Source organism: Caulobacter sp. (genome assembly GCF_965279145.1).
GTDB lineage: Bacteria > Pseudomonadota > Alphaproteobacteria > Caulobacterales > Caulobacteraceae > Caulobacter.
Genome location: NZ_OZ257139.1, coordinates 3,694,263 through 3,712,229, shown reverse-complemented (window position 1 = coordinate 3,712,229; position 17,967 = coordinate 3,694,263). Strand labels below are relative to the sequence as shown.

At 67.3% G+C, this 17,967-nt stretch carries 20 protein-coding genes; 4 read left to right on the top strand and 16 right to left on the bottom strand.

The window, feature by feature from the left end; all coding sequences use genetic code 11:
* Nucleotides 1-23 precede the first annotated feature (23 nt).
* Nucleotides 24-539 carry a TIGR02281 family clan AA aspartic protease gene (locus ACQY9P_RS17305; RefSeq protein ID WP_421737975.1) on the top strand — a complete coding sequence of 172 codons (516 nt, stop codon included), beginning with the start codon at nt 24-26 and terminating at the stop codon, nt 537-539.
* Here ACQY9P_RS17305 and dusA read toward each other — a convergent pair.
* Nucleotides 536-1,552: a tRNA dihydrouridine(20/20a) synthase DusA gene (gene dusA / locus ACQY9P_RS17300; RefSeq protein ID WP_421737976.1), complete on the bottom strand. Its 1,017-nt coding sequence runs from the start codon at nt 1,550-1,552 to the stop codon at nt 536-538. The two genes, ACQY9P_RS17305 and dusA, sit on opposite strands and share 4 nt — an antisense overlap.
* 116 nt (nt 1,553-1,668) lie before the next feature.
* Between dusA and ACQY9P_RS17295 the strand changes: the two genes are divergently transcribed.
* Complete coding sequence (locus ACQY9P_RS17295) at nt 1,669-2,748, top strand: site-specific integrase (RefSeq protein WP_421737977.1); 1,080 nt, start codon at nt 1,669-1,671, stop codon at nt 2,746-2,748.
* Here the strand turns inward: ACQY9P_RS17295 and ACQY9P_RS17290 are convergent.
* From ACQY9P_RS17290 to ACQY9P_RS17220, 15 genes are all read right to left on the bottom strand, one after another.
* Nucleotides 2,745-3,245 carry a hypothetical protein gene (locus tag ACQY9P_RS17290; protein ID WP_421737978.1) on the bottom strand — a complete coding sequence of 167 codons (501 nt, stop codon included), beginning with the start codon at nt 3,243-3,245 and terminating at the stop codon, nt 2,745-2,747. The genes ACQY9P_RS17295 and ACQY9P_RS17290 overlap by 4 nt on opposite strands.
* A 27-nt stretch (nt 3,246-3,272) precedes the next feature.
* The gene (locus tag ACQY9P_RS17285) at nt 3,273-3,503 is read right to left on the bottom strand and encodes a helix-turn-helix transcriptional regulator (protein WP_421737979.1); all 231 of its coding nucleotides are present in this window, start codon (nt 3,501-3,503) and stop codon (nt 3,273-3,275) included.
* Between the two features lie 89 nt (nt 3,504-3,592).
* Nucleotides 3,593-4,000, bottom strand: coding sequence for a DUF736 domain-containing protein (locus tag ACQY9P_RS17280; protein WP_421737980.1), 408 nt, complete (start codon nt 3,998-4,000; stop codon nt 3,593-3,595).
* A gap of 2 nt (nt 4,001-4,002) precedes the next feature.
* Nucleotides 4,003-4,224, bottom strand: a complete 222-nt coding sequence (locus ACQY9P_RS17275; protein WP_421737981.1) for a DUF2274 domain-containing protein — start codon at nt 4,222-4,224, stop codon at nt 4,003-4,005.
* Nucleotides 4,225-4,237: 13 nt separating this feature from the next.
* The gene (locus ACQY9P_RS17270; RefSeq protein ID WP_421737982.1) at nt 4,238-5,437 is read right to left on the bottom strand and encodes a TrbI/VirB10 family protein; all 1,200 of its coding nucleotides are present in this window, start codon (nt 5,435-5,437) and stop codon (nt 4,238-4,240) included.
* Complete coding sequence (gene trbG, locus ACQY9P_RS17265) at nt 5,434-6,417, bottom strand: P-type conjugative transfer protein TrbG (RefSeq protein WP_421737983.1); 984 nt, start codon at nt 6,415-6,417, stop codon at nt 5,434-5,436. The genes ACQY9P_RS17270 and trbG overlap by 4 nt, the downstream gene beginning before the upstream one ends.
* Nucleotides 6,414-7,202, bottom strand: a complete 789-nt coding sequence (trbF, locus tag ACQY9P_RS17260; protein ID WP_421737984.1) for a conjugal transfer protein TrbF — start codon at nt 7,200-7,202, stop codon at nt 6,414-6,416. The genes trbG and trbF overlap by 4 nt, the downstream gene beginning before the upstream one ends.
* Nucleotides 7,203-7,205: 3 nt before the next feature.
* Nucleotides 7,206-8,555 carry a P-type conjugative transfer protein TrbL gene (gene trbL, locus ACQY9P_RS17255; protein ID WP_421737985.1) on the bottom strand — a complete coding sequence of 450 codons (1,350 nt, stop codon included), beginning with the start codon at nt 8,553-8,555 and terminating at the stop codon, nt 7,206-7,208.
* A gap of 34 nt (nt 8,556-8,589) precedes the next feature.
* Entirely contained in the window at nt 8,590-9,318 is a 729-nt protein-coding gene (gene trbJ, locus ACQY9P_RS17250) for a P-type conjugative transfer protein TrbJ (protein ID WP_421737986.1), read from the bottom strand.
* Nucleotides 9,315-11,756, bottom strand: coding sequence for a conjugal transfer protein TrbE (gene trbE, locus ACQY9P_RS17245; RefSeq protein ID WP_421737987.1), 2,442 nt, complete (start codon nt 11,754-11,756; stop codon nt 9,315-9,317). Before trbE ends, trbJ begins: the two co-directional genes overlap by 4 nt.
* The gene (locus ACQY9P_RS17240) at nt 11,750-12,034 is read right to left on the bottom strand and encodes a VirB3 family type IV secretion system protein (protein ID WP_421737988.1); all 285 of its coding nucleotides are present in this window, start codon (nt 12,032-12,034) and stop codon (nt 11,750-11,752) included. Before ACQY9P_RS17240 ends, trbE begins: the two co-directional genes overlap by 7 nt.
* Nucleotides 12,031-12,369, bottom strand: coding sequence for a TrbC/VirB2 family protein (locus ACQY9P_RS17235; protein ID WP_421737989.1), 339 nt, complete (start codon nt 12,367-12,369; stop codon nt 12,031-12,033). Before ACQY9P_RS17235 ends, ACQY9P_RS17240 begins: the two co-directional genes overlap by 4 nt.
* Before the next feature lie 2 nt (nt 12,370-12,371).
* Complete coding sequence (gene trbB, locus ACQY9P_RS17230) at nt 12,372-13,373, bottom strand: P-type conjugative transfer ATPase TrbB (RefSeq protein WP_421737990.1); 1,002 nt, start codon at nt 13,371-13,373, stop codon at nt 12,372-12,374.
* Complete coding sequence (locus ACQY9P_RS17225; RefSeq protein ID WP_421737991.1) at nt 13,370-13,780, bottom strand: CopG family transcriptional regulator; 411 nt, start codon at nt 13,778-13,780, stop codon at nt 13,370-13,372. Before ACQY9P_RS17225 ends, trbB begins: the two co-directional genes overlap by 4 nt.
* Before the next feature lie 11 nt (nt 13,781-13,791).
* Nucleotides 13,792-15,828 carry a conjugal transfer protein TraG gene (locus ACQY9P_RS17220; RefSeq protein WP_421737992.1) on the bottom strand — a complete coding sequence of 679 codons (2,037 nt, stop codon included), beginning with the start codon at nt 15,826-15,828 and terminating at the stop codon, nt 13,792-13,794.
* 312 nt (nt 15,829-16,140) lie between these two features.
* Between ACQY9P_RS17220 and ACQY9P_RS17215 the strand changes: the two genes are divergently transcribed.
* Both ACQY9P_RS17215 and ACQY9P_RS17210 read left to right on the top strand, forming a co-directional pair.
* On the top strand, nt 16,141-16,734 hold the full coding sequence (locus ACQY9P_RS17215; protein WP_421737993.1) for a DUF6088 family protein: 594 nt from the start codon (nt 16,141-16,143) through the stop codon (nt 16,732-16,734).
* Nucleotides 16,727-17,788, top strand: coding sequence for a nucleotidyl transferase AbiEii/AbiGii toxin family protein (locus ACQY9P_RS17210; RefSeq protein ID WP_421737994.1), 1,062 nt, complete (start codon nt 16,727-16,729; stop codon nt 17,786-17,788). Before ACQY9P_RS17215 ends, ACQY9P_RS17210 begins: the two co-directional genes overlap by 8 nt.
* The last annotated feature ends 179 nt before the right edge of the window (nt 17,789-17,967 follow it).

Below are 17,967 nucleotides of genomic sequence, written 5' to 3'. Positions count from 1 at the left end.
GGTCACAAAGCCTGTATGGCGGGGTGTCTTCGATGTTCAAGTTCGCGGCGATCGCGATGGTAGGCGCGCTTTCAGCGGTTGGCGCCGCCAAGGCCGTGGTGTCCCTGGATGATCTGCGTCATCCGGAATTCCGCGCGCCGACGGCCGCGAGCGCGACCTTGGGCGGATCCGACGGCGCGGCCCAGATCAACAAGGACGCCGACGGTCACTTCTGGGCCGAGGCGTCGGTTGACGGCAAGGCCGTGCGGTTCCTGGTCGACACCGGCGCGACAGCCGTCTCGCTCAGCATGGCCGACGCCCAGCGCCTGGGCATCGACACCAGCAAACTGACCTATGACTACAGCGTCATCACCGCGGACGGCCGCACCCGCGCCGCCTCGGTCAAGTTGGCCAGCGTCGCCATCGCCGGCGCCCGGGTTCGCGATGTCGACGCCCTGGTTATCGAGAAGGGCCTCGAGACTTCATTGCTGGGCATGAGCTATCTGGGCCGCCTGTCGCGCTTTGAAGCCACGCCCCGCGCCCTGATCCTGCACCCCTAGGCGGAAGCGGCCTCCACGGCTCTGGCTTCCCGGGCTTCCAGCGCCTGACGCACAGCGTCCAGCGCACGGTCGACGACCTCGAGCCCGGCGCCTGCGGGCACGCCCTCGACGGTCAGGATGCGGCGCCACGCCCGCGCGCCGGGCAGGCCATGGAAAAGGCCCAGCATGTGGCGGCTCATCGCCGCCAGATGCACGCCCGCCGCCAGCTTCTCGGCGATATAGGGCTTGAAGCGCTCCACCGCCTCGAACTCCGAGACGTCGGCGACGCCCTCCCCGAAGATCCGGCGATCCACGGCCCCCAGCAGGCCGGGCTCATGATAGGCCGAGCGGCCCAGCATCACGCCTTCCACATGCTCAAGGTGGGCCTCGGCGGCGTCGAGATCGGTGATGCCGCCGTTGATCACGATGGTCAGGGCCGGACGCTCGCGCTTGAGCCGGTAGACAAGTTCATAATCCAGCGGCGGAATGTCGCGGTTCTCCTTGGGCGACAGCCCCTTCAGCCAGGCCTTGCGGGCGTGGACCACGAAGCTGTCGATCCCGGCGGCGGCGCTGGCGTCGACCAGGGCGAACAGGCTCTCTTCCGGATCCTGGTCGTCGACGCCGATGCGACACTTCACCGTCGCCGGAACCGCGACGGCGTCCCTGATCGCCGCCATGCAGTCGGCGACCAGTCGCGGTTCGCGCATCAGGCAGGCGCCGAACCGGCCGCTCTGCACCCGATCGGACGGACAGCCGACATTCAGATTGATCTCGTCGTAGCCGAAATCCTCCCCGATCTTCGCGGCGAGGGCCAACTCTGACGGATCGGATCCGCCCAGTTGCAGCGCGACCGGATGCTGGTCCGCATCGAAGCCAAGCAGCTTTTCCCGATCGCCATGAACCACCGCGCCGCTGGTCACCATTTCGGAATACAGCAGCGCCCGTCCCGACAGGGCGCGATGCAACGACCGGCAATGCCGGTCGCTCCAGTCCATCATTGGCGCAATAGAAAATCTATGTGCTTGAAATTCCATATTTTTTATCACACAATCAACGAGTTAGATCGTTTTGAAAACCGCCAGGAATACGCATCCCTACGCAGTTTTTCTCTACGATACGACGCCTCACTGTTCACTTGGCGTACACGAAAATGGCCACCTTTGTGAATCTGCCCTCGGGATCTTGGCGAGCCATTATCCGTCGGAAGGGTCGCTATATAAGCGAGACATTCAAATTTCGCGATGACGCGAGGCGCTGGGCTACGGCTCAGGAGAGCGCCATCGACAAGGGCGCCGCGCCCAAGAAGACGCACATCGCCAACAAGACGACGTTCGCGCACCTGATCGACCTGCACCTGGACGATCTCAGAGAGGTGGGCAAACCGATCGGGCGCACCAAGCTGGACACCCTCCTCCTGCTCCGGCGCGCCATGGGGCATCGCAAGTTCGCCGAGCTCGATCGCAAGTTCATTATCGACTTCGGTCGCGAGCGTGCGCGAGGCGGCGCTGGCCCCGTCACCCTCAGTATGTATATCGGCGCCATCAAGCTCGTGCTCGTCCACGCGTCCGCCGTCCATGAGATAGAGACCAAGATCGAGCCGATCGAAATGGGTCGCCAGGCGCTCAAGCACCTGGGCCTAGTCGGCAAAAGCCAGGAGCGCGATCGCCGGCCCACGGAAGAAGAGCTGGAGACGCTCTTCAAGAGCTTCGACGAAAATCCCTGGCAGCAGAACCCGATGAGCCGGATCATCAAGTTCGCGATCGCCACCGCCATGCGCCAGGACGAGATCTGCCGGATTACCTGGAGCGACTACGATGCTCGCGCCAAGACGGTTCTCATCCGGGATCGCAAAGACCCGCGAGACAAGTACGGCAACAACCAGCGCATCCCGCTGATCGACCTGAGCGGCTACGATCCGATCGCATTGATCGAGGAGCAGCGCGCGTTCCGCAGCAACTTCGACGACCGGATCTTTCCCTACAATGGCAAGTCCGTAAGCGCCGCGTTCACGCGAACCACGGCCAAGTTGGAGATCGAAGACCTCGTCTTCCATGACATGCGCCACGAGGGCACCAGCCGCTTCTTCGAAGCCGGTCTGAAGATCGAGCAAGTCGCCCTGATCACTGGCCACAAGGACTGGAAAATGCTGCGGCGCTACACCCACATCAAGGCCGCTTCGGTGCACAAGGCGGCGGCGCGCCTAAAGCGAGACGAGGATCCGGAAGACTAGCGCACGGACTTGGGGCGAGGCCGATTTCGATCCCCCTCGTCGGCAGCCTCAAGAAGCATGCGCGCGAAATCGCGTAGCGCATCAGGCGAGGCCGTCAGGTTTACGAGTTTACGATGCTGGCGATCCTTGCCCGCCGCCTGGGTGGTCAGTTCGGCGATGAGCTCGACTTGGCCTAGACGAACGGGCCGCGCCGTCAAAAACAGAGCGCGCTTGCCCTGCCGGTTGTCCTCGGCCTCGATCGAAACGGCGCCTGCGCCAGGCCAAGGCTCGTCTTCCGGCAGCCCAAGACCCCAGGTCTTGTGCTCAGCGCGCGCCTGGGTTTGCTGGATCTGCTCGATGGCCCAGGCGTCAAGATGGGGATCTCGGTCAACCATTCCCTGAGCGTATCGCATCTGGTCGGGCGGTACATAGGCGCCATTTCTCCAGCCGTTATAAGCTGACCACTCTCGATCGCCTGCGCCGGTCAACGCTGGCCGGTCGGCAAAAGGGCGCTGCAAGAACTCAAGACCGCCTCCTGAACGCCCTTAGCCATGGTGAGAAATTGCGGTCCTGTCGGCGTCATGCGTGGTGCGCCGCGCGCCCTGTTCGGCCCAGGCCTCCAGATCAGCCTGGCGATAGACCACGCGCCCGCCGATCTTGCGATAGGCCGGACCGGCTCCGCAAGTCCGATACTTTTCAAGGGTGCGGGGCGACAGACCAATCAGGTGCGCGGCCTCGCGGGTATCAACGTAGCGGGCAAATTCTGTATCCGGCATGATCCACCTCTGGAGATTGGGGTTGGGCGGTCCAAGCGCTTCTGGGCCTGGCCGCGATCAGGTGAAGAAGGCCGCCCTAGCGGCTGATTTCATGATTGAATGTGTTCAGAGACCTCCGCCTGAAGCGATGCCTTTGGCGTGGGGTCATCGACCTTCGAGTCCGACGGACTCCGCTCCTTGGGCTTGGGCGGCCGCGTCCAAACCAGCTGGGCGTTCAAACCCTCGGCGTCGAGGAAAAGCGTCGCCCAAATCGGGGCGTCGAGAAACGGGTCATCCAGACTGACGCGGTAGTAGGTCCTGGGCGCGTCGCCTCGGGAACGATGTTCCCAGGCATCACCCAAATGCGCCGAACCGGTCATGACCCGAAACGCCGGCGCGTTGGGGTGGCTGCGATTGTCGTTGGGCTCCAGACGGACTTTGGCGTTGGCGCACAGCGTTCGGATGTCACCTTCCCACCCGCCTGTCCTGCTGGGCTTAAACTCGCCGATGACCGCCATCTTCAGGCCCTCGCCTTGGCTTCGGCCTTGCGGCCGGTCGCGACGGTGCGATCACTGTCAAGAAAGAGCTCAAGCATGGCAGGGATGAGATCGGTCACGCTGGCGGCCTCGCCATACGTGGCCTTGTAAGCCTCGGCATAGGCGGCGAGCCGCGCATTCAGGTCCGGCAACACACTGATGGTCAGTCTCACCGGATTTCGATCTGGAAGTTTCGCGAGCTTCATGGCCCCGTCTCCTTCAAGCGCGCCAGGGGCGCAGGGTTAGGTCCTTGTGGACGATGACGCGCAGAGGCCAGCCTGGCCGAACTCGGATGGTTGGCTGCACATCGAGCTGCTTGGACACGACCTGCTGACCAGCCTGGGAGGCGCTCTGCTGGGTCGACTGGCGGATGGCGCGGACCAGATCACTCTCGTCGTCGCCGAAGCTGATTTCCGTGCCCACGCCCAGGAGGGTCGATAGGCCCACGCCCTTGAGAAGCTGCCAGGTATGAAAATCGACCTTGTCGGCTAGGCCCGCATAACCGGCCGCGTCGGTAGCCGGCAGGTTGTCCAGCTGGATCGAGTAGCCATCGGGGAGGATCAGACGCTGCCAGACCAGCAGCGCCCGGGTCTGGCCGAAAGCCACGACACTGTCATAGACGCCAATCAGCCGCGCCCCCTGTGGGATGAGCAGATATGCGCCTGTGGCGGTGTCGTAGACCGGCTCGGTGACCTGGGCGATGACTTGGCCCGGAAGGTCGGAGTCTAGGCCGGTGATCAAGCTGGCGGCGATGATGCTCCCGGCCATGAGCTGATAGGGCGAACGCGGGCCTTCCAACTGGTGAGCGTTGTGGATCTCGGCCGGTCCGGCTTTCTCGACGAAGGCTTGCTTGCCCTGCGCCTCGCCGCCAGGGGATGAGGGCGCCGTGACCGGCGTGGCGGCGACAGCGCCGGCGCTCGCCGTCTCCCCTGCTCCCCGCGCGGTCGCTTGCACCATGACGCCGGACTCCCGCGCCTGATGGGCCTGGGCCGCAAGGCGCTGACGTTCCGCCTCGGCAGCCTGATCTGCCGGCGTGGACGTCGAACTGACGGGCGGCGAGACTTCGACGCGATCCCGGCGCTGCTGGTCGAGCACGGCGCGTCCCAGATCGCCCGGCAAGGGCGGACCGAGCTTGGGCGCCGTGTAATCCTTTGGCAAGGCGGCGACCGCGTCGCGCGATGAGGCTCGATCTTCGACGGACGGATCGTCTGCGGGCCTACCGAGGTGAACCGCCTTGGCGCTCAGCGCCATCCATCCGAAGCCCGCGAGGGCCAGGGCGCCCACAGCGGCCGTGCCGATCACCAGCCCACGGCGGAACTTCACCACAGACCGGGGCTTGGCCCGCAGGGTCAGGGTCTCCGGCGGCGCCTTGTGGCTCTCGGGAGCCGCAGCCACACCGTCTTCGCGCGGCGTGTTCATGACTTGGCTCCCGCGTTGGGCGCATCGGTGCGACTGATGCGAACCACCTGCTGGGGCGCCTGGCCCAAACGCAGTTCGGCGGCGGCGAACAGCCTGTCGACGATGTAGCGGTTGCCGCGAACCCGATAATTGACGAGCTGGCTCTCGCCCAAGGGGCCGACCACGAACAGCGGCGGCGCTTCGCCCTGGTCCAGCCGAGCGGGAAACTCGATATAGACCTTTTGGCCGTCGTCGAAGACCCGCACCGGCCGCCAGGGCGGCGTATCGCCGGTGATGGCGTAGCGGAATCGAAGCTGCTCGACGGCGACATTGTCGGCGGCCGGCGCGGCGGCTTCGGCGGCCGCGTTTTGCCGCTTCAGCGCCAACAAGCGATCCTGAGGATAGGTCCAGGAGACCGCCGCCATCGCCGTGGCGTCAGTGCTGCTCAGGGCCAAATGATAGGTCCGGCGATCGGTGGTGATCACCATGTTGGTGGTCAGGCCGACGGCGAAGGGCTTGACCAGCAGGTGGACCTGCCGCGTCTCCCCGGCCCCGCTCGTGGTGTCGCCGATGATCCAGCGGACGGTGTCGCCCGCCGAGACGGCGACCAACTGCTCACCGGGTTCGAGCGCGACGTCGCTGACCCGTTCGGGCGCGGTGTACAGCCGGTAGAGCGCCCCCTCGGTCCAGGGATAGACTTGGACCGCATTGATGTAGCCCGCCGTTGTCGGCTCCTGGGTCGCGGCGCGATTGGCCGCGTCGATCCGACAGCGCGGCGATACCGCTTCCGAGCGCACGGTCGGCGGCGGCAAGAGCTGACCCGGCAAAGGCAGCGGCTTGGGCACCTCGACAATCATCACGGGCTTGGGCGGCTCGGGCGCGACCTTGGCCGGGAGGAAAGCCGCCGCGTCGTAGACAATGGCGGGCGGCGGGGACTTGGGATGGACGCAGGCGCTCAAGGCGCAGGCGCACGCCAACGCAAGCATGGTCTTGGCGGTCATGGCTGGGGCTCTCCTGGGATGGTGGGAAGCGGCGATGGCGTTGGAGCGGCCGTTGTCGTCGCAAAGGCTGGCGAGGAAGGCGGCGCGGGTGCCGCGGGCGTGCCGTCGGCCTCCTGGGCCCAATCGACGCCATCGACATAGAGACCGAGCGGATTGCGCTCGAGCTGGGCCCGGGTCTTGGGCTTCTGGCGCTTGAGGGTCAGGATCGCGGTCCAGCGCTCGGTCTTGGACAGCGCCCCGCGCTCGAAGGTCTGCTCGGTCCACCGCACCTGGAACGAGGTCTTGGTGGCCCGCACCACGCTGGTCGGCTGAACCAGAACAGTCTTCTGGCCAAAGCCCTGAAGCGGCTGCACGCCCCGGGCATAGGTGTCCAGGAACGCCTGGCCGGTCTTGGTGGCGTAGTCGTAGGCCTGGTTCCAACGCTCGCGCACGACCACGCCGTCGGAGGACAGGGACCGGACATTGACGATGAACTGGCGAAGGTCGCGGGCGATCTCCGCGTCGCTGGGCTGGTAGTCCTGCTCGGCTGGGCCGACGGCCCTGACCTCACCCAGCCGGTCGACCTCGACGACATAGGGGGTGATCTTGCTTTGCGTGGCCTGCAGGACGTTGCCGCCGGCCAGCCCACAGCTGAGCGCGAACATGCCGAAGAAGGCCAGCCGCCAGTTGTGAGCCTGGACGCGCGCGGAGCCGATGCGCTGGTCCCAGAGCTGGCCAGCGGCCTGGTAGGGCGTCTCGGGCGGCGGCGTTACCCCATAGCGTTGCAGCGTGCGCGAAAAGCGCATGGCTCAATCCTCCTGGCTGAGATCGGGGTTGGCGGGGGCGCCGGGACGGTCGCCCTCCTTGAGGGTTTGAACGGCGGCGTGGTGCCCCATGCCGGCATGGTTGGGGCGCAGGTTCTTGGCCCAGGCGGGCGGGGTCGACGCGGACGACGCCTGGGCGCCGGAAGCTGCCGCCTCGCCGCCGCCCGACACAGGGCTCGTGCCGCCCGTGGCCTTCCAGGCCGCGGCGCGGCCGCCCTGGGCGCTCTCCTGCAATGCCGCGCCGGCGCGGCCGGCCCTGTCGCGCGCGCCATTGATCGCCGCGCCCCCGACCGCGCGGCCAACGCCGCTGAGGCCGGACGCGACGCCCGCCATGCCGGTGGCGCCGGAGGTCGCTTGGCGAAGCTGGTAGGCGGCGCTGGCGCCCGCACCCATCGAAGCGCCCGCACGCACCGCCGCCAGGCCGCCGGCTCCGGCCATGCCGAGCGCCCGGGCGCCGAGCATGGCCGCGCCGCCGCCGAGCATGGCCGCGCCGGCCGCGGTGCCGACCGCAGCGCCCGCGCCCAGTTGAGGCGCGCCGGAGACCAGGCCCGAGGCGATCGCCGGGCCGAAGATCGACAGGCCGGCCAAGGTCAGGGCGCCCAGCACCAGGGTCATGGCGGCAGAGAGGTCCGGATCGGAGCCGAGCGAGGATAGGAAGGTGTCGAAGAAGCCGGCGCCGATGCCGACAATCACGCCCAAGACCATGATCTTGACGCCGCTGGAGATAACGTTGCCCAGCACGCGCTCGGCCAGGAAACTGGACTTGTTCCAGAAGGCGAACGGAACCAGCGAAAAGCCGGCCAGGCAGGTCAGCTTGAACTCCAGGACGGTGACCAGCAGCTGGATGGCCATGACGAAGAAGGCCAGAACCACCAGCACCCAGGCCAGCAGCAGCACGAAGATCGTCAGGGCGTTGGCGAAGAACTCCGGAAAGCCCATCAACTGGCTGGCCTTGTCCAGCAACGGATGGGCGGCGCTGAAGCCGACACTGGCCAGCTTGCCCGGACGCAGCAGATCCTCGGTCGAGATGCCGCCGCCCCCAGCCGTCACGCCGAGTTGGGCGAACGACTTGAAGATCGCCTCGCTGAGCGATTTGAAGTTGCCCAGGATGAAGGCGAAGGCCCCGACATAGAGGACCTTTTTGATCAGCCGCCCCAGAACGTTGTCGTCGCCTTCCAGCGCCCACCAGAGCGCAGCCAGGGTGACGTCCAGGGCGATCAGCACCGAGGACATCGAATTGACGTGCGGCCCCAGCAGCCCAAAGCCGCTGTCGATGTAGGCGATGAAGGCCGCCATCATGCGGTCGATGATGTTGAGGTCGGGCGCGACGTCCACGGCGGCGGCCTTTCGTTAGAGGTTGGGAGGACCGCTATTGCGGCGTGTAGGCCGAGGCCGAGCCGATGAACTGGCGCGTGGCCATCTGACCGGACTGCAGGGCCTGGGCTTGGCGGGCGCGCTCCAGGGCGTCGGCGCGGTACTGGGCGGCGATCAGGGTCTGCAACTGCTGGTCCTGCTTAACCGCCAGGGCCTGGAGCTGGTTGGCGGCCTGCTGAGCCTGCAGCTGTCCCGTCGCGCCCTGGCTTTGGCCGACCAGCGCGCTGATCAAATCGCCGTCGGCCTGGACGTTCTCGACGACCTGGGCCTGGACCTGCAGGGCCTGGCGGTAGCCGTCCAGCGCCAGCTTGGCTTGAGCCTGGGCGTCAAGCAGGCGCTGGCCGGTGGTGGCGTCGGCGGCAAGAACCGAGGGAAACACCGAGGCCAGCACGCCTTGTGTCGAGGTCAGGGTGAAGGCCATGCCCTGGGCTTGGCCCATCAAGCCGTCGATGCGCTTGAGCGCCGTGGTGATCGAGGTCAACGAGTTGTAGTCGAGCGACTTCAGCTGGCGAGCCATGTTCTGCAGCATCGTCGCCTGGTTCTGCAGGGCCTGGATCTGGTTGTTGACCTGCTGGAGGGTCCGCGCCGCCGTCAGCAGATTTTGCACGTAGTTGGCCGGATCATAGACGGTCAGCTGAGCGCTGGCCGGCGGGGTCAGGCCCGCGAGCGGCGCGATAGCGAGGCCCGCGACGCAGACGAGCGTGGTGAAGGGACGCCGGGTCATGGCGTGATCTCCTTTGAGGGGGTTGGAAGGACGAATTGGGCGACTAGGGCGCTGGCCCAGGGCAGACCCCGGGCGGCCAGGAAGCCTGCCGCGAAGCCGGCCTCACCATGCTCGGCCAGGACCTGGTCGATCTGGGCCTGCACCGAGGGGTCAGACGCGCCACACAGCGCCAGGGCCACGGGCCCGAGACCCAGCTCGAACAGGCGATTGCCTAGGCGCGATTGCAGGTAGTAGTGGCGCTTGGGCGTCGCGCGGGCGATCAGCTCGATCTGGCGCTCATTGAGGCCCAAACCCTCGTAGACCTTGCGCGACAACGGCTCGATCGCCCGGTCGTTGGCCAAGAAGATGCGCTGCGGGCAGCCATCGATGATCGCCGGCATGATCGGACTGTCGACGATGTCGGCCAGCGACTGGGTGGCGAAGATCACCGCGACGTTGCGCTTGCGCAGTTCCTTGAGCCATTCGCGGATGCGGGCGGCGAACAGGGGCGTGTCCAGAAATTTCCACGCCTCGTCGAGCACCATCAGGGTGGGACGGCCATCGAACCGCGCCTCTAGCCGATGGAAGAGGTAGGTCAGGACCGGCGCGACGACCGTCGGCGTCTTGATCAGTGTGTCAGTCTCGAAGCACTGGACGTCGCTAAGATCCAAACCGTCCTCGGCCGCGTCCAAGAGCCGGCCGAACGGTCCATCGAGCGTGTACGGCGCCAGGGCCATTTTCAGGTCGTTCGACTGCAACAGCATCGACAGGCCGGTCAGGGTCCGCTCGGCGGGCGGGGCGCTGGCCAGGCTTCCCAACGCCGACCAGAGCGTCTCCTTGATCGCGGGCGTGACGAGGACGTTCTCGTTGGCGATCAGATCGCACAGCCACTCGATCGCCCAAGCCCGTTCGCCCGGATCGTCGATCTGCCGAAGCGGCTGGAAGGCAAGGCCCGCGTCCGCCGCAAGGCCATGGTGACGCCCGCCCATAGCCAGCACCGCCGCGCGCGAGGAGAAGCGCTTGTCGAAGACGTAGACCTGGGCGCCGGGGTAGCGCCGAAACTGAAACTCCAGCAGCGCCAGCAACACCGACTTGCCCGCGCCCGTAGGACCGGCGTGTAGTTGGTGGCCGACATCTTCCAGATGGGTCGAATAGCGAAACGGCGTCGAACCGCTGGTCACGGCATAGAAGGTCGGCGGGCCCTTGAGATGGGCGTTGCCCGCCTGCCCCGCCCAGACCGACGACAGCGGCATCAGGTGAGCCAGGTTCAGCGTGTGGACCAGCGGCTGGCGCACATTGGCGTAGACCTGGCCTGGCAGCGAGCCCAGCCAGGCCTCGACCGCATTGACCTGCTCGCGCATGGCGGTGAAGCCAAGGCCGCCCAGGATGCGTTCGACCTGGCGCACCTTCTCCTCGGCGGCCTCGCGATCGGCGTCCATCACGGTGATGGTCGTGGTCAGGTAGCCAAAGGCGACCAAGTCCCCGCCTAGCTCTTGCAAAGCCAGGTCGGCGTCGGCCAGCTGGTTGTCCGCGTCGCTGTCGGTCAGCGGCACGGGCTCGTTGCTGATCACCTCGCGCAGGATCTGGACGACGGATTTTCGCTTGTTGAACCACTGGCGGCGGATGCGCCCCAGGGCCTTGGCCGCGTCGGGCTTGTCCAGGGCGATGAACCGGGTGGTCCAGCGATAGGCTAAGCCCTGGTGGTTCAGGGCGTCGAGCAGCCCTGGCCGCGTGGTGTTGGGAAAACCCAGCACCGTCACCGTTCGCAGATGCTGGTCGCCCAGCCGCGGTTCGATCCCGCCGCTGAACGGGGTGTCGACCAGAAGGCCGTCCAGGTACATCGGCGTCTCGGGGACGGCGACGCGATGGCGTTTGGTCGAGATCGCCGCGTGCAGGAAGGTCAGGGTCTCGGCGTCGTCCAGCGGACGGATCAGCGGCATGAAGCCCGACAGCAGATCCAGGATCCTGTCGGTCTGGGCGATGAAGGCCCGCAATTCCTGGCGCCAATCGCGCCCCTGGCGGTCGGCCTCGCGCTCGATCAGGGCGCGCTCGGCCCGACTGACCTGGTCGGCCGGCGGCAGATAGAAGAAGGTCAGGTGGCAGCGGGTCTCAAAAAGCTCACCCCGCCGCCCGTCAAAGCCGCCGCGCCGCTCCTCATCCACCAGCCAGGAGGCGGCGTCCGGAAAGTCGCTGTCCGGATAACCCAAGGCAGTTGTGCGATCGGCGTCGAAGAACAGCGCCCAGCCGCTGCCCAGGCGCTTGAGGGCGTTGTTGGCCCGGGCGCAGACGGCGACCAGCTCGGCCTCGGTGGCGCTTTCGAGGTCTGGACCGCGAAACCGGAAGGTCCGCTGGAAGCCGCCGTCCTTGTTGAGCACGACGCCGGGGGCGACCAGCGCCGCCCAAGGCAGGTGATCGGCCAGGCGATCGGCCGTGTCGCGGTATTCGCGAAGGTTCAGCATCGCAGCCACCCCTTCTGGCGCAGGTGGCGCATCAGGACCGGCGCGAAGTCCGGATCCCGCTTGGCGGCGAACACCGCCAGGCTATGGCCGATCACCCACACCACCAGACCTGGGATCCATTGCTGGAGACCCAGGCCCAAGGCTCCCGCGAGGGTGCCGTTGAGGATGGCGATCGACCGCGGCGCGCCGCCCAGCAGGATCGGGGCGGTCAGCGCCCGATGCAGCGGGATCTCGAAGCCCGAGATCCCAGCGCCCGAAGAGGTGGCCGGCCCGGTCATGCGATCAGGGCCCCGCCGCCGAAGCTGAAGAACGACAGGAAGAAGCTGGAAGCGGCAAAGGCGATGCTGAGCCCGAAGACGATCTGGATCAGCTTGCGAAAGCCGCCGCTGGTCTCGCCGAAGGCCAGGGCCAGACCGGTGCTGATGATCACCAGGACGGCGATGATCTTGGCGACCGGCCCTTGCACGGACTCCAGGACCTGCTGCAGCGGTTCTTCCCAGGGCATGCCCGAGCCGGCGGCCTGGGCCTGAGCGGCGACCAACAGGGTCAGGGTGGTGGTGAGAAACAGCGGGCGCCGATCAAGCTGCGCACGCGCCAAAGCGCGACGAAACATCTTCAATCTCCGTGTCTGAGGGTTTTGAGCTGAGGGGGGTCGAGGTCAGCGACGAGATAGTCGCCGGCTGGGTCGAGGCCCGTGACCCGGGCGAGGCTCTCGACACGTCGGCCGGTTCCCCGGCCACGTATGAAGACCAGGAGATCGACCGCCTCGGCGATGAGCCGGCGCGGCACGGCGACCACGCTCTCCTGGACCAGCTGCTCCAGCCGGTAGAGGGCCGAGCGGGCGGAGTTGGCGTGGAGGGTGGAGAGACCGCCGGGGTGGCCGGTGTTCCAGGCCTTGAGCAGATCGAGCGCCTCGCCGCCGCGCACCTCGCCGACCACGATGCGGTCGGGCCGCAGGCGCAAGGTCGAGCGCACCAGATCGGTCATGCTGACCACGCCCGGACGGGTGCGCAGGGCCACGCAGTCGGGCGCGGCGCATTGCAATTCAGGCACGTCCTGCAGGATGACCACCCGCTCGTCCTGACGCGCGACCTCGGCCAAGAGGGCGTTGGCCAGGGTGGTCTTGCCGGCCGAGGTCGCGCCGACGATCAGAATGTTGAGCCGATCGCTGACGGCCTGGCGCAAGAGATCGGCCTGGATCGGCGCCAGAACCCCGTCGGCGACATAGTCCTCCAGGGTGTGGATGCGGCTGGCCGGCTTGCGGATTGAAAAGCATGGGCCGGCCGACACCGGCGGCAACACGCCCTCGAACCGCTCGCCGGTCAGGGCCGCGCCACGCGGCGGCAGGTCACCGCTGATGATCGGGGCGCCGGCGTGAACCTCGGCGCGGACATGGCTGGCGACCAGGCGGATGATCCGCTCGACCTCGGCGGCCGCCAACACCACGCCGGTATCAACGCGCCCTTCGCCCAGCCGGTCCAGGCGCAGGACACCGTCGGGATTGACCATCACCTCGACGACGGCAGGGTCGGCCAGGGCCGCCTGGATCGCCGGCCCCATGGCGGTGCGCAGCATGGTGCGGCGGCGCTCGAAGGTTTCGGGCTGGACGAGGCTCATCGCGCGCCCTCCCCGCCATCGAGGTCTTCGGCGCCTAGGGTCTGGCGGCCGCTCGCCAGTTGGCGGCCAACCTGATCGACGAAGCGTTGGAAGCGTTCGCGCCCGACCGCTTGAGCGGCCTTGTCGGCCTCCGGCAACGGCGCGGTGACGGTCAGCTGGTAGCGGACGAACAGCGCCAAGCTCTCAAGCAGGATCTTCTGGTCGCGCTCAATGCGTCCCAGCTGCCGGCTCATGCGGTCGAGCCGGACCTTGAACAGGGCGTCGAGTTCGCTGGCAGCGCGGCGGTCGAGATAGGCGCGCAGGGCGTCGGCGACGATGGCCGACTTGGAGGTCCCGGGCTTGCCGCCGAGCCGGTCCAACTGCTCGGTCAGGGCGTCGTCGAGATAGAGGTGATGGCGAGGCTTCATCCCAACGCCCCTCAGAAGGCCGGGAGGAGGTCGTCGTCGCCGCGATCACTCCCCTCGTTCATGGCGTGGGCGCGGGTGACCGCTTGGCCCATACGGGCGCGATCAACGGCCTGGCGGTCGGCGACCACGTCGCCGTCGTCATCGGCCAGACCAAGGCCGAGTTCGGCCTCGTCAGCGGGCGTTTGGGCGACGATCTCGTCGAACAACCCGGGATGACGCTCCTGCTGCAGGCCGCCATCGGTTTCGGCGTCGAGCGCATCGTCGGCGGCGGCCAGGCCGGCATGAGGCCCGCGCACCTGGCCGCCCCAGTCGTCACCGCGCGACGGCGGGCAGTCGGGATAGGGGCCGTCCACAAGGGTCGGCGGCGGTGCCACGCGGCCGGTGAAGTTGCGGTCCTCGTAGTAGCGCAGCTTCTTGGCGCGGATCGGCGCCAGGCCCGAGACCAGCACGAGGGCGTCGGCGGGCGGCAACTGCATGACCTCGCCCGGGGTCAGCAGCGGCCGGGCCGTTTCCTGGCGGCTGACCATGACGTGGCTGAGCCAGGGCGAGAGCCGATGGCCCGCGTAGTTGCGCTGCGCCCTCTGCTCTGTCGCCGTGCCCAAAGCGTCGGAGATCCGCTTGGCCGTGCGCTCGTCGTTGGAGGAGAACGCGATCCGGACATGGCAATTGTCCAGGATGGCGTTGTTCTCGCCGTAGGCCTTGGAGATCTGGTTGAGGGACTGGGCGATCAGGTAGGCGCGGATGCCGTAGCCGGCCATGAAGGCCAGGGCCGTCTCGAAGAAGTCCAACCGTCCAAGCGCTGGAAACTCGTCGAGCATCATCAGCAGCTGATGCTTGCGGCTCTTGGCCGGATCGCCCTCCAGGCGCTCGGTCAGGCGGCGGCCGATCTGATTGAGCACCAGCCGCACCAGGGGCTTGGTGCGAGAGATGTCGGACGGCGGGATGACCAGATAGAGGGTGACCGGCGACGGGGCGTCGACGAGATCGGCGATCCGCCAGTCGCAGGCCGAAGTCGTCAGGGCGACGGTCGGGTCCCGATAGAGCCCGAGGAACGACATGGCGGTGGAGAGCACGCCGCTGCGTTCGTTCTCCGACTTGTTCAGGACCTCCCGGGCCGCGCTTGCCACCACGGGATGAACCTTGGGCGCCTCGGGCGTACCCAGATGGTTGGTGGCCATCATCCGCCGCAGCGTGTGGGCGAAGGAGCGCTGGGGATCGGAGAGGAACGTGGCGACCCGCGCGAGGGTCTTTTCCTCCTCCGCGTAGAGGACGTGAAGGATCGCGCCGACCAGCAGGCTGTGGCTGGTTTTTTCCCAGTGCGACCGGCGCTCCAGAGCCCCTTCCGGATCGACGAGCACGTCGGCGATATTCTGAACGTCGCGGACCTCGTCGGGGCCTTTGCGCACTTCCAGCAGTGGATTGTATCGCGCCGATCGCGCGTCGGTCGGATTGAACAGCAGGCAGTGGGAGAACCGCGCCCGCCAACCGGCGGTCAGAGTCCAGTTCTCGCCCTTGATGTCGTGGACGACGGCGCTGCCCGTCCAGGACAGCAGGCTCGGCACCACCAGGCCCACGCCTTTGCCCGATCGCGTCGGGGCAAAGGCCATGACGTGCTCGGGACCGGCGTGGCGCAGATAGCTGGCGCCAAGACGGCCGAGGAAGACGCCATCATCCTTGAAGAGCCCTGCGGCGGCGGCCTCAGTGGTCGTGGCCCACCGCGACGACCCGTAAGTGGTGACCTGGCCGCTCTGGCGGGCCCTCCACAGCGAGCCGGCGATAGCGCAGGCGCAGCCCAGGAACCCGCTGGCGCCGGCCAGAAGACCGGCCTTGTCGAAGACCAGCGGCGCATAGGCCTCGTAGTGATACCACCAGTCGAACAGTTGCCAGGGTCGGTAGACCGGCTGGCCCAGCAACGTTGCCCAAGGCGCCCCTAGCTGCGCCTGGTAGCCCAGCATGGCGGCGGCCCACTGGGTCGATGCCCAGACACCCAGGATCATGATCGCGAAGACCGCGAGGATCTGACCGATGAGGAGTTTGGTGGGCGTCATGCGCCGGGTCCCGCACCCGGGTCGCGGCATGCGGCGCGGGGCCTGGCAAGACTCTGGCGCAGGCCGAAAATCGCTTATGGCGGTTAAACCCGCTGCAGATCCGGTTCTGGCGCAACTCGTGCGCTGGGCCCCGAGCCGGCGAGATCGCGCGATCTGGTTTTGGTTGCGCGATTGCGGCGTTTGGTGCGCGTAGCCGCCGATCGTCGCGCGGCAGGAGCACCGTCGGTTCGGCCGCCTATCGGCAACCCCGGGAGGCTCACGATCTTGCTTTTGTCAGAAATCATGCCATAGTTTCTGACAAGGAGACGCCTCATGCCCGCGCTCGCAGATCACATCCTCGCCTATGCCGAAGCCTCGCCCGAAGGGGCGGCGCTTCGCGCCAAGGAACTGCTGCATCTGGGATCGCGCGCCGCCGTCGATCAGGCCCTCGTCCGCCTGGAGCGTTCGGGCGCGCTGAGCCGGATCGGGCGCGGTGTGTATCTTCGGCCCCGCCAAGGAAAATACGGGCCGCGCACGCCCTCCCCCGCCAAGGTCGTGCAGGCGCTCGCCAGCACGACCGGCGAGGTCATCGCCAGCCACGGGGCGGCGGCCGCCAACGCCCTGGGCCTGACCACCCAAACGCCGATGAAAGCGATCTACCTCACCTCGGGCAAAAGCCGGGGCTTGAAGATCGGCGGGCAACAGCTCGAACTTCGCCATGCGCGGGACTGGGAGTTGCTGTTGCCCGGCCAGCCGGCCGGCGACGCGGTCCGCGCCCTGTCCTGGGCCGGCCCCGAACGCGCCGCCGAAACGCTCAAGGCCCTCAAGCGCCGGCTGCCGGCCGAGGCCATGCAAACCCTGCTGAGCCTGCGGGGACGCCTTCCCACATGGCTGGCCCAAGAAGTTTCGAGCCTGGCGCGTGGCTGATCGGTTCCTGAGCCTTTCCCAGGCCGATCGCCGCGACGTCCTCGAGGCCGCGCCCGGACGCGGCCTCGAGCGCGCGCCCTATCTGCTCGAAAAGGACGTCTGGGTCGTCTGGACGCTGGAGGCGCTTTTCGCTGCCCCGTTCGCCGACGGCCTGGTGTTCAAGGGCGGCACGTCGCTGTCCAAGGCCTACAACGTCATCGACCGGTTCTCCGAAGACGTCGACCTGACCTACGACATCGGCAAACTGACCGGCGACACACGCTTCGGCGAGCCAACCCAATTGACGCCTGACGAGGCAAAGACCATCTCGCGACGCGTGCGCGAGCGGCTCTTGCCGCGTTTCATCCGCGACACGGTCGCGCCGTATCTTGCCGAGCGCCTGGCGGCGGACGGCCTGTTGGCCCGCATCGAGCAGGACGGCCAGGACCTGCTCGTCGTCTACGAGACGGCCGCCGATTACCCCGGCTATGTGCGCCCCCGGGTGAAATTGGAATTTGGCGCCCGCGCCACGGGTCAGCCGGCCACGACCCGGCCGGTCGAATGCTACCTGGCCAAGGCCTTTGCGGAGCTGGAGTTTCCCGCCGCCGCTCCCAGCGTGATGACCGCCGAACGGACCTTCTGGGAGAAGGCCACGGCGGTTCACGTTTTTTGCGCTCAGGGCCGCTTCAAGGGCGGAGCGGGCTTTGCGCGACACTGTTACGATCTGGCGCGACTGGACCTGGCGGGCGTCGCCGACCAAGCCATCGCCGATCCAGGCCTGGCCATGGCCGTGGCGGACCACAAGGCCAAGTTCTTCATCGAATCCGATTCCGCCGGACAGGTCATCGACTATGCGGCAGCCGTTACGGGAGGCCTAAGGCTGGTCCCTGAGGGCGAGGCTCGCGCCGTGCTCGAAGCCGACTACCAAGCCATGACCGAGGCCGGCTATCTGGACGGGGCCGTCGAACCCTTCGACGCATTGATGGCGCGATGCCAAACCCTGCAGGACAAGGCAAACGCCGCCGCGCCTGCGCCGAGCGAGGGCTTAAATCTTTTGCTCGACCCGCCGACTTGACCCGACCTCGTCGCGCGCGCGGGAGCCTGAAGGCTGGCGTGCCGACGTCAGCCGCCTCATAGTGACGTCATGGTTCTGCAGTTTCTTCCCGCTTCAAGATCGGCGCGCCTACGCCGGCGCAATAGCGCCCGGCTCTGGGGCATCGTGGTCCTCGTGCTCGCGGTCGGGCTTGGAGCCGC

Excerpts from the sequence above, each read along its gene's own strand:
- dusA (WP_421737976.1), bottom strand. The coding sequence starts at position 1,552 with ATGGAATTTCAAGCACATAGATTTTCTATTGCGCCAATGATGGACTGG.
- ACQY9P_RS17295 (WP_421737977.1), top strand. The coding sequence starts at position 1,669 with ATGGCCACCTTTGTGAATCTGCCCTCGGGATCTTGGCGAGCCATTATC.
- ACQY9P_RS17285 (WP_421737979.1), bottom strand. The coding sequence starts at position 3,503 with ATGCCGGATACAGAATTTGCCCGCTACGTTGATACCCGCGAGGCCGCG.
- ACQY9P_RS17280 (WP_421737980.1), bottom strand. The coding sequence starts at position 4,000 with ATGGCGGTCATCGGCGAGTTTAAGCCCAGCAGGACAGGCGGGTGGGAA.
- ACQY9P_RS17275 (WP_421737981.1), bottom strand. The coding sequence starts at position 4,224 with ATGAAGCTCGCGAAACTTCCAGATCGAAATCCGGTGAGACTGACCATC.
- ACQY9P_RS17270 (WP_421737982.1), bottom strand. The coding sequence starts at position 5,437 with ATGAACACGCCGCGCGAAGACGGTGTGGCTGCGGCTCCCGAGAGCCAC.
- trbG (WP_421737983.1), bottom strand. The coding sequence starts at position 6,417 with ATGACCGCCAAGACCATGCTTGCGTTGGCGTGCGCCTGCGCCTTGAGC.
- trbF (WP_421737984.1), bottom strand. The coding sequence starts at position 7,202 with ATGCGCTTTTCGCGCACGCTGCAACGCTATGGGGTAACGCCGCCGCCC.
- trbJ (WP_421737986.1), bottom strand. The coding sequence starts at position 9,318 with ATGACCCGGCGTCCCTTCACCACGCTCGTCTGCGTCGCGGGCCTCGCT.
- trbE (WP_421737987.1), bottom strand. The coding sequence starts at position 11,756 with ATGCTGAACCTTCGCGAATACCGCGACACGGCCGATCGCCTGGCCGAT.
- ACQY9P_RS17240 (WP_421737988.1), bottom strand. The coding sequence starts at position 12,034 with ATGACCGGGCCGGCCACCTCTTCGGGCGCTGGGATCTCGGGCTTCGAG.
- ACQY9P_RS17235 (WP_421737989.1), bottom strand. The coding sequence starts at position 12,369 with ATGTTTCGTCGCGCTTTGGCGCGTGCGCAGCTTGATCGGCGCCCGCTG.
- trbB (WP_421737990.1), bottom strand. The coding sequence starts at position 13,373 with ATGAGCCTCGTCCAGCCCGAAACCTTCGAGCGCCGCCGCACCATGCTG.
- ACQY9P_RS17225 (WP_421737991.1), bottom strand. The coding sequence starts at position 13,780 with ATGAAGCCTCGCCATCACCTCTATCTCGACGACGCCCTGACCGAGCAG.
- ACQY9P_RS17220 (WP_421737992.1), bottom strand. The coding sequence starts at position 15,828 with ATGACGCCCACCAAACTCCTCATCGGTCAGATCCTCGCGGTCTTCGCG.
- ACQY9P_RS17215 (WP_421737993.1), top strand. The coding sequence starts at position 16,141 with ATGCCCGCGCTCGCAGATCACATCCTCGCCTATGCCGAAGCCTCGCCC.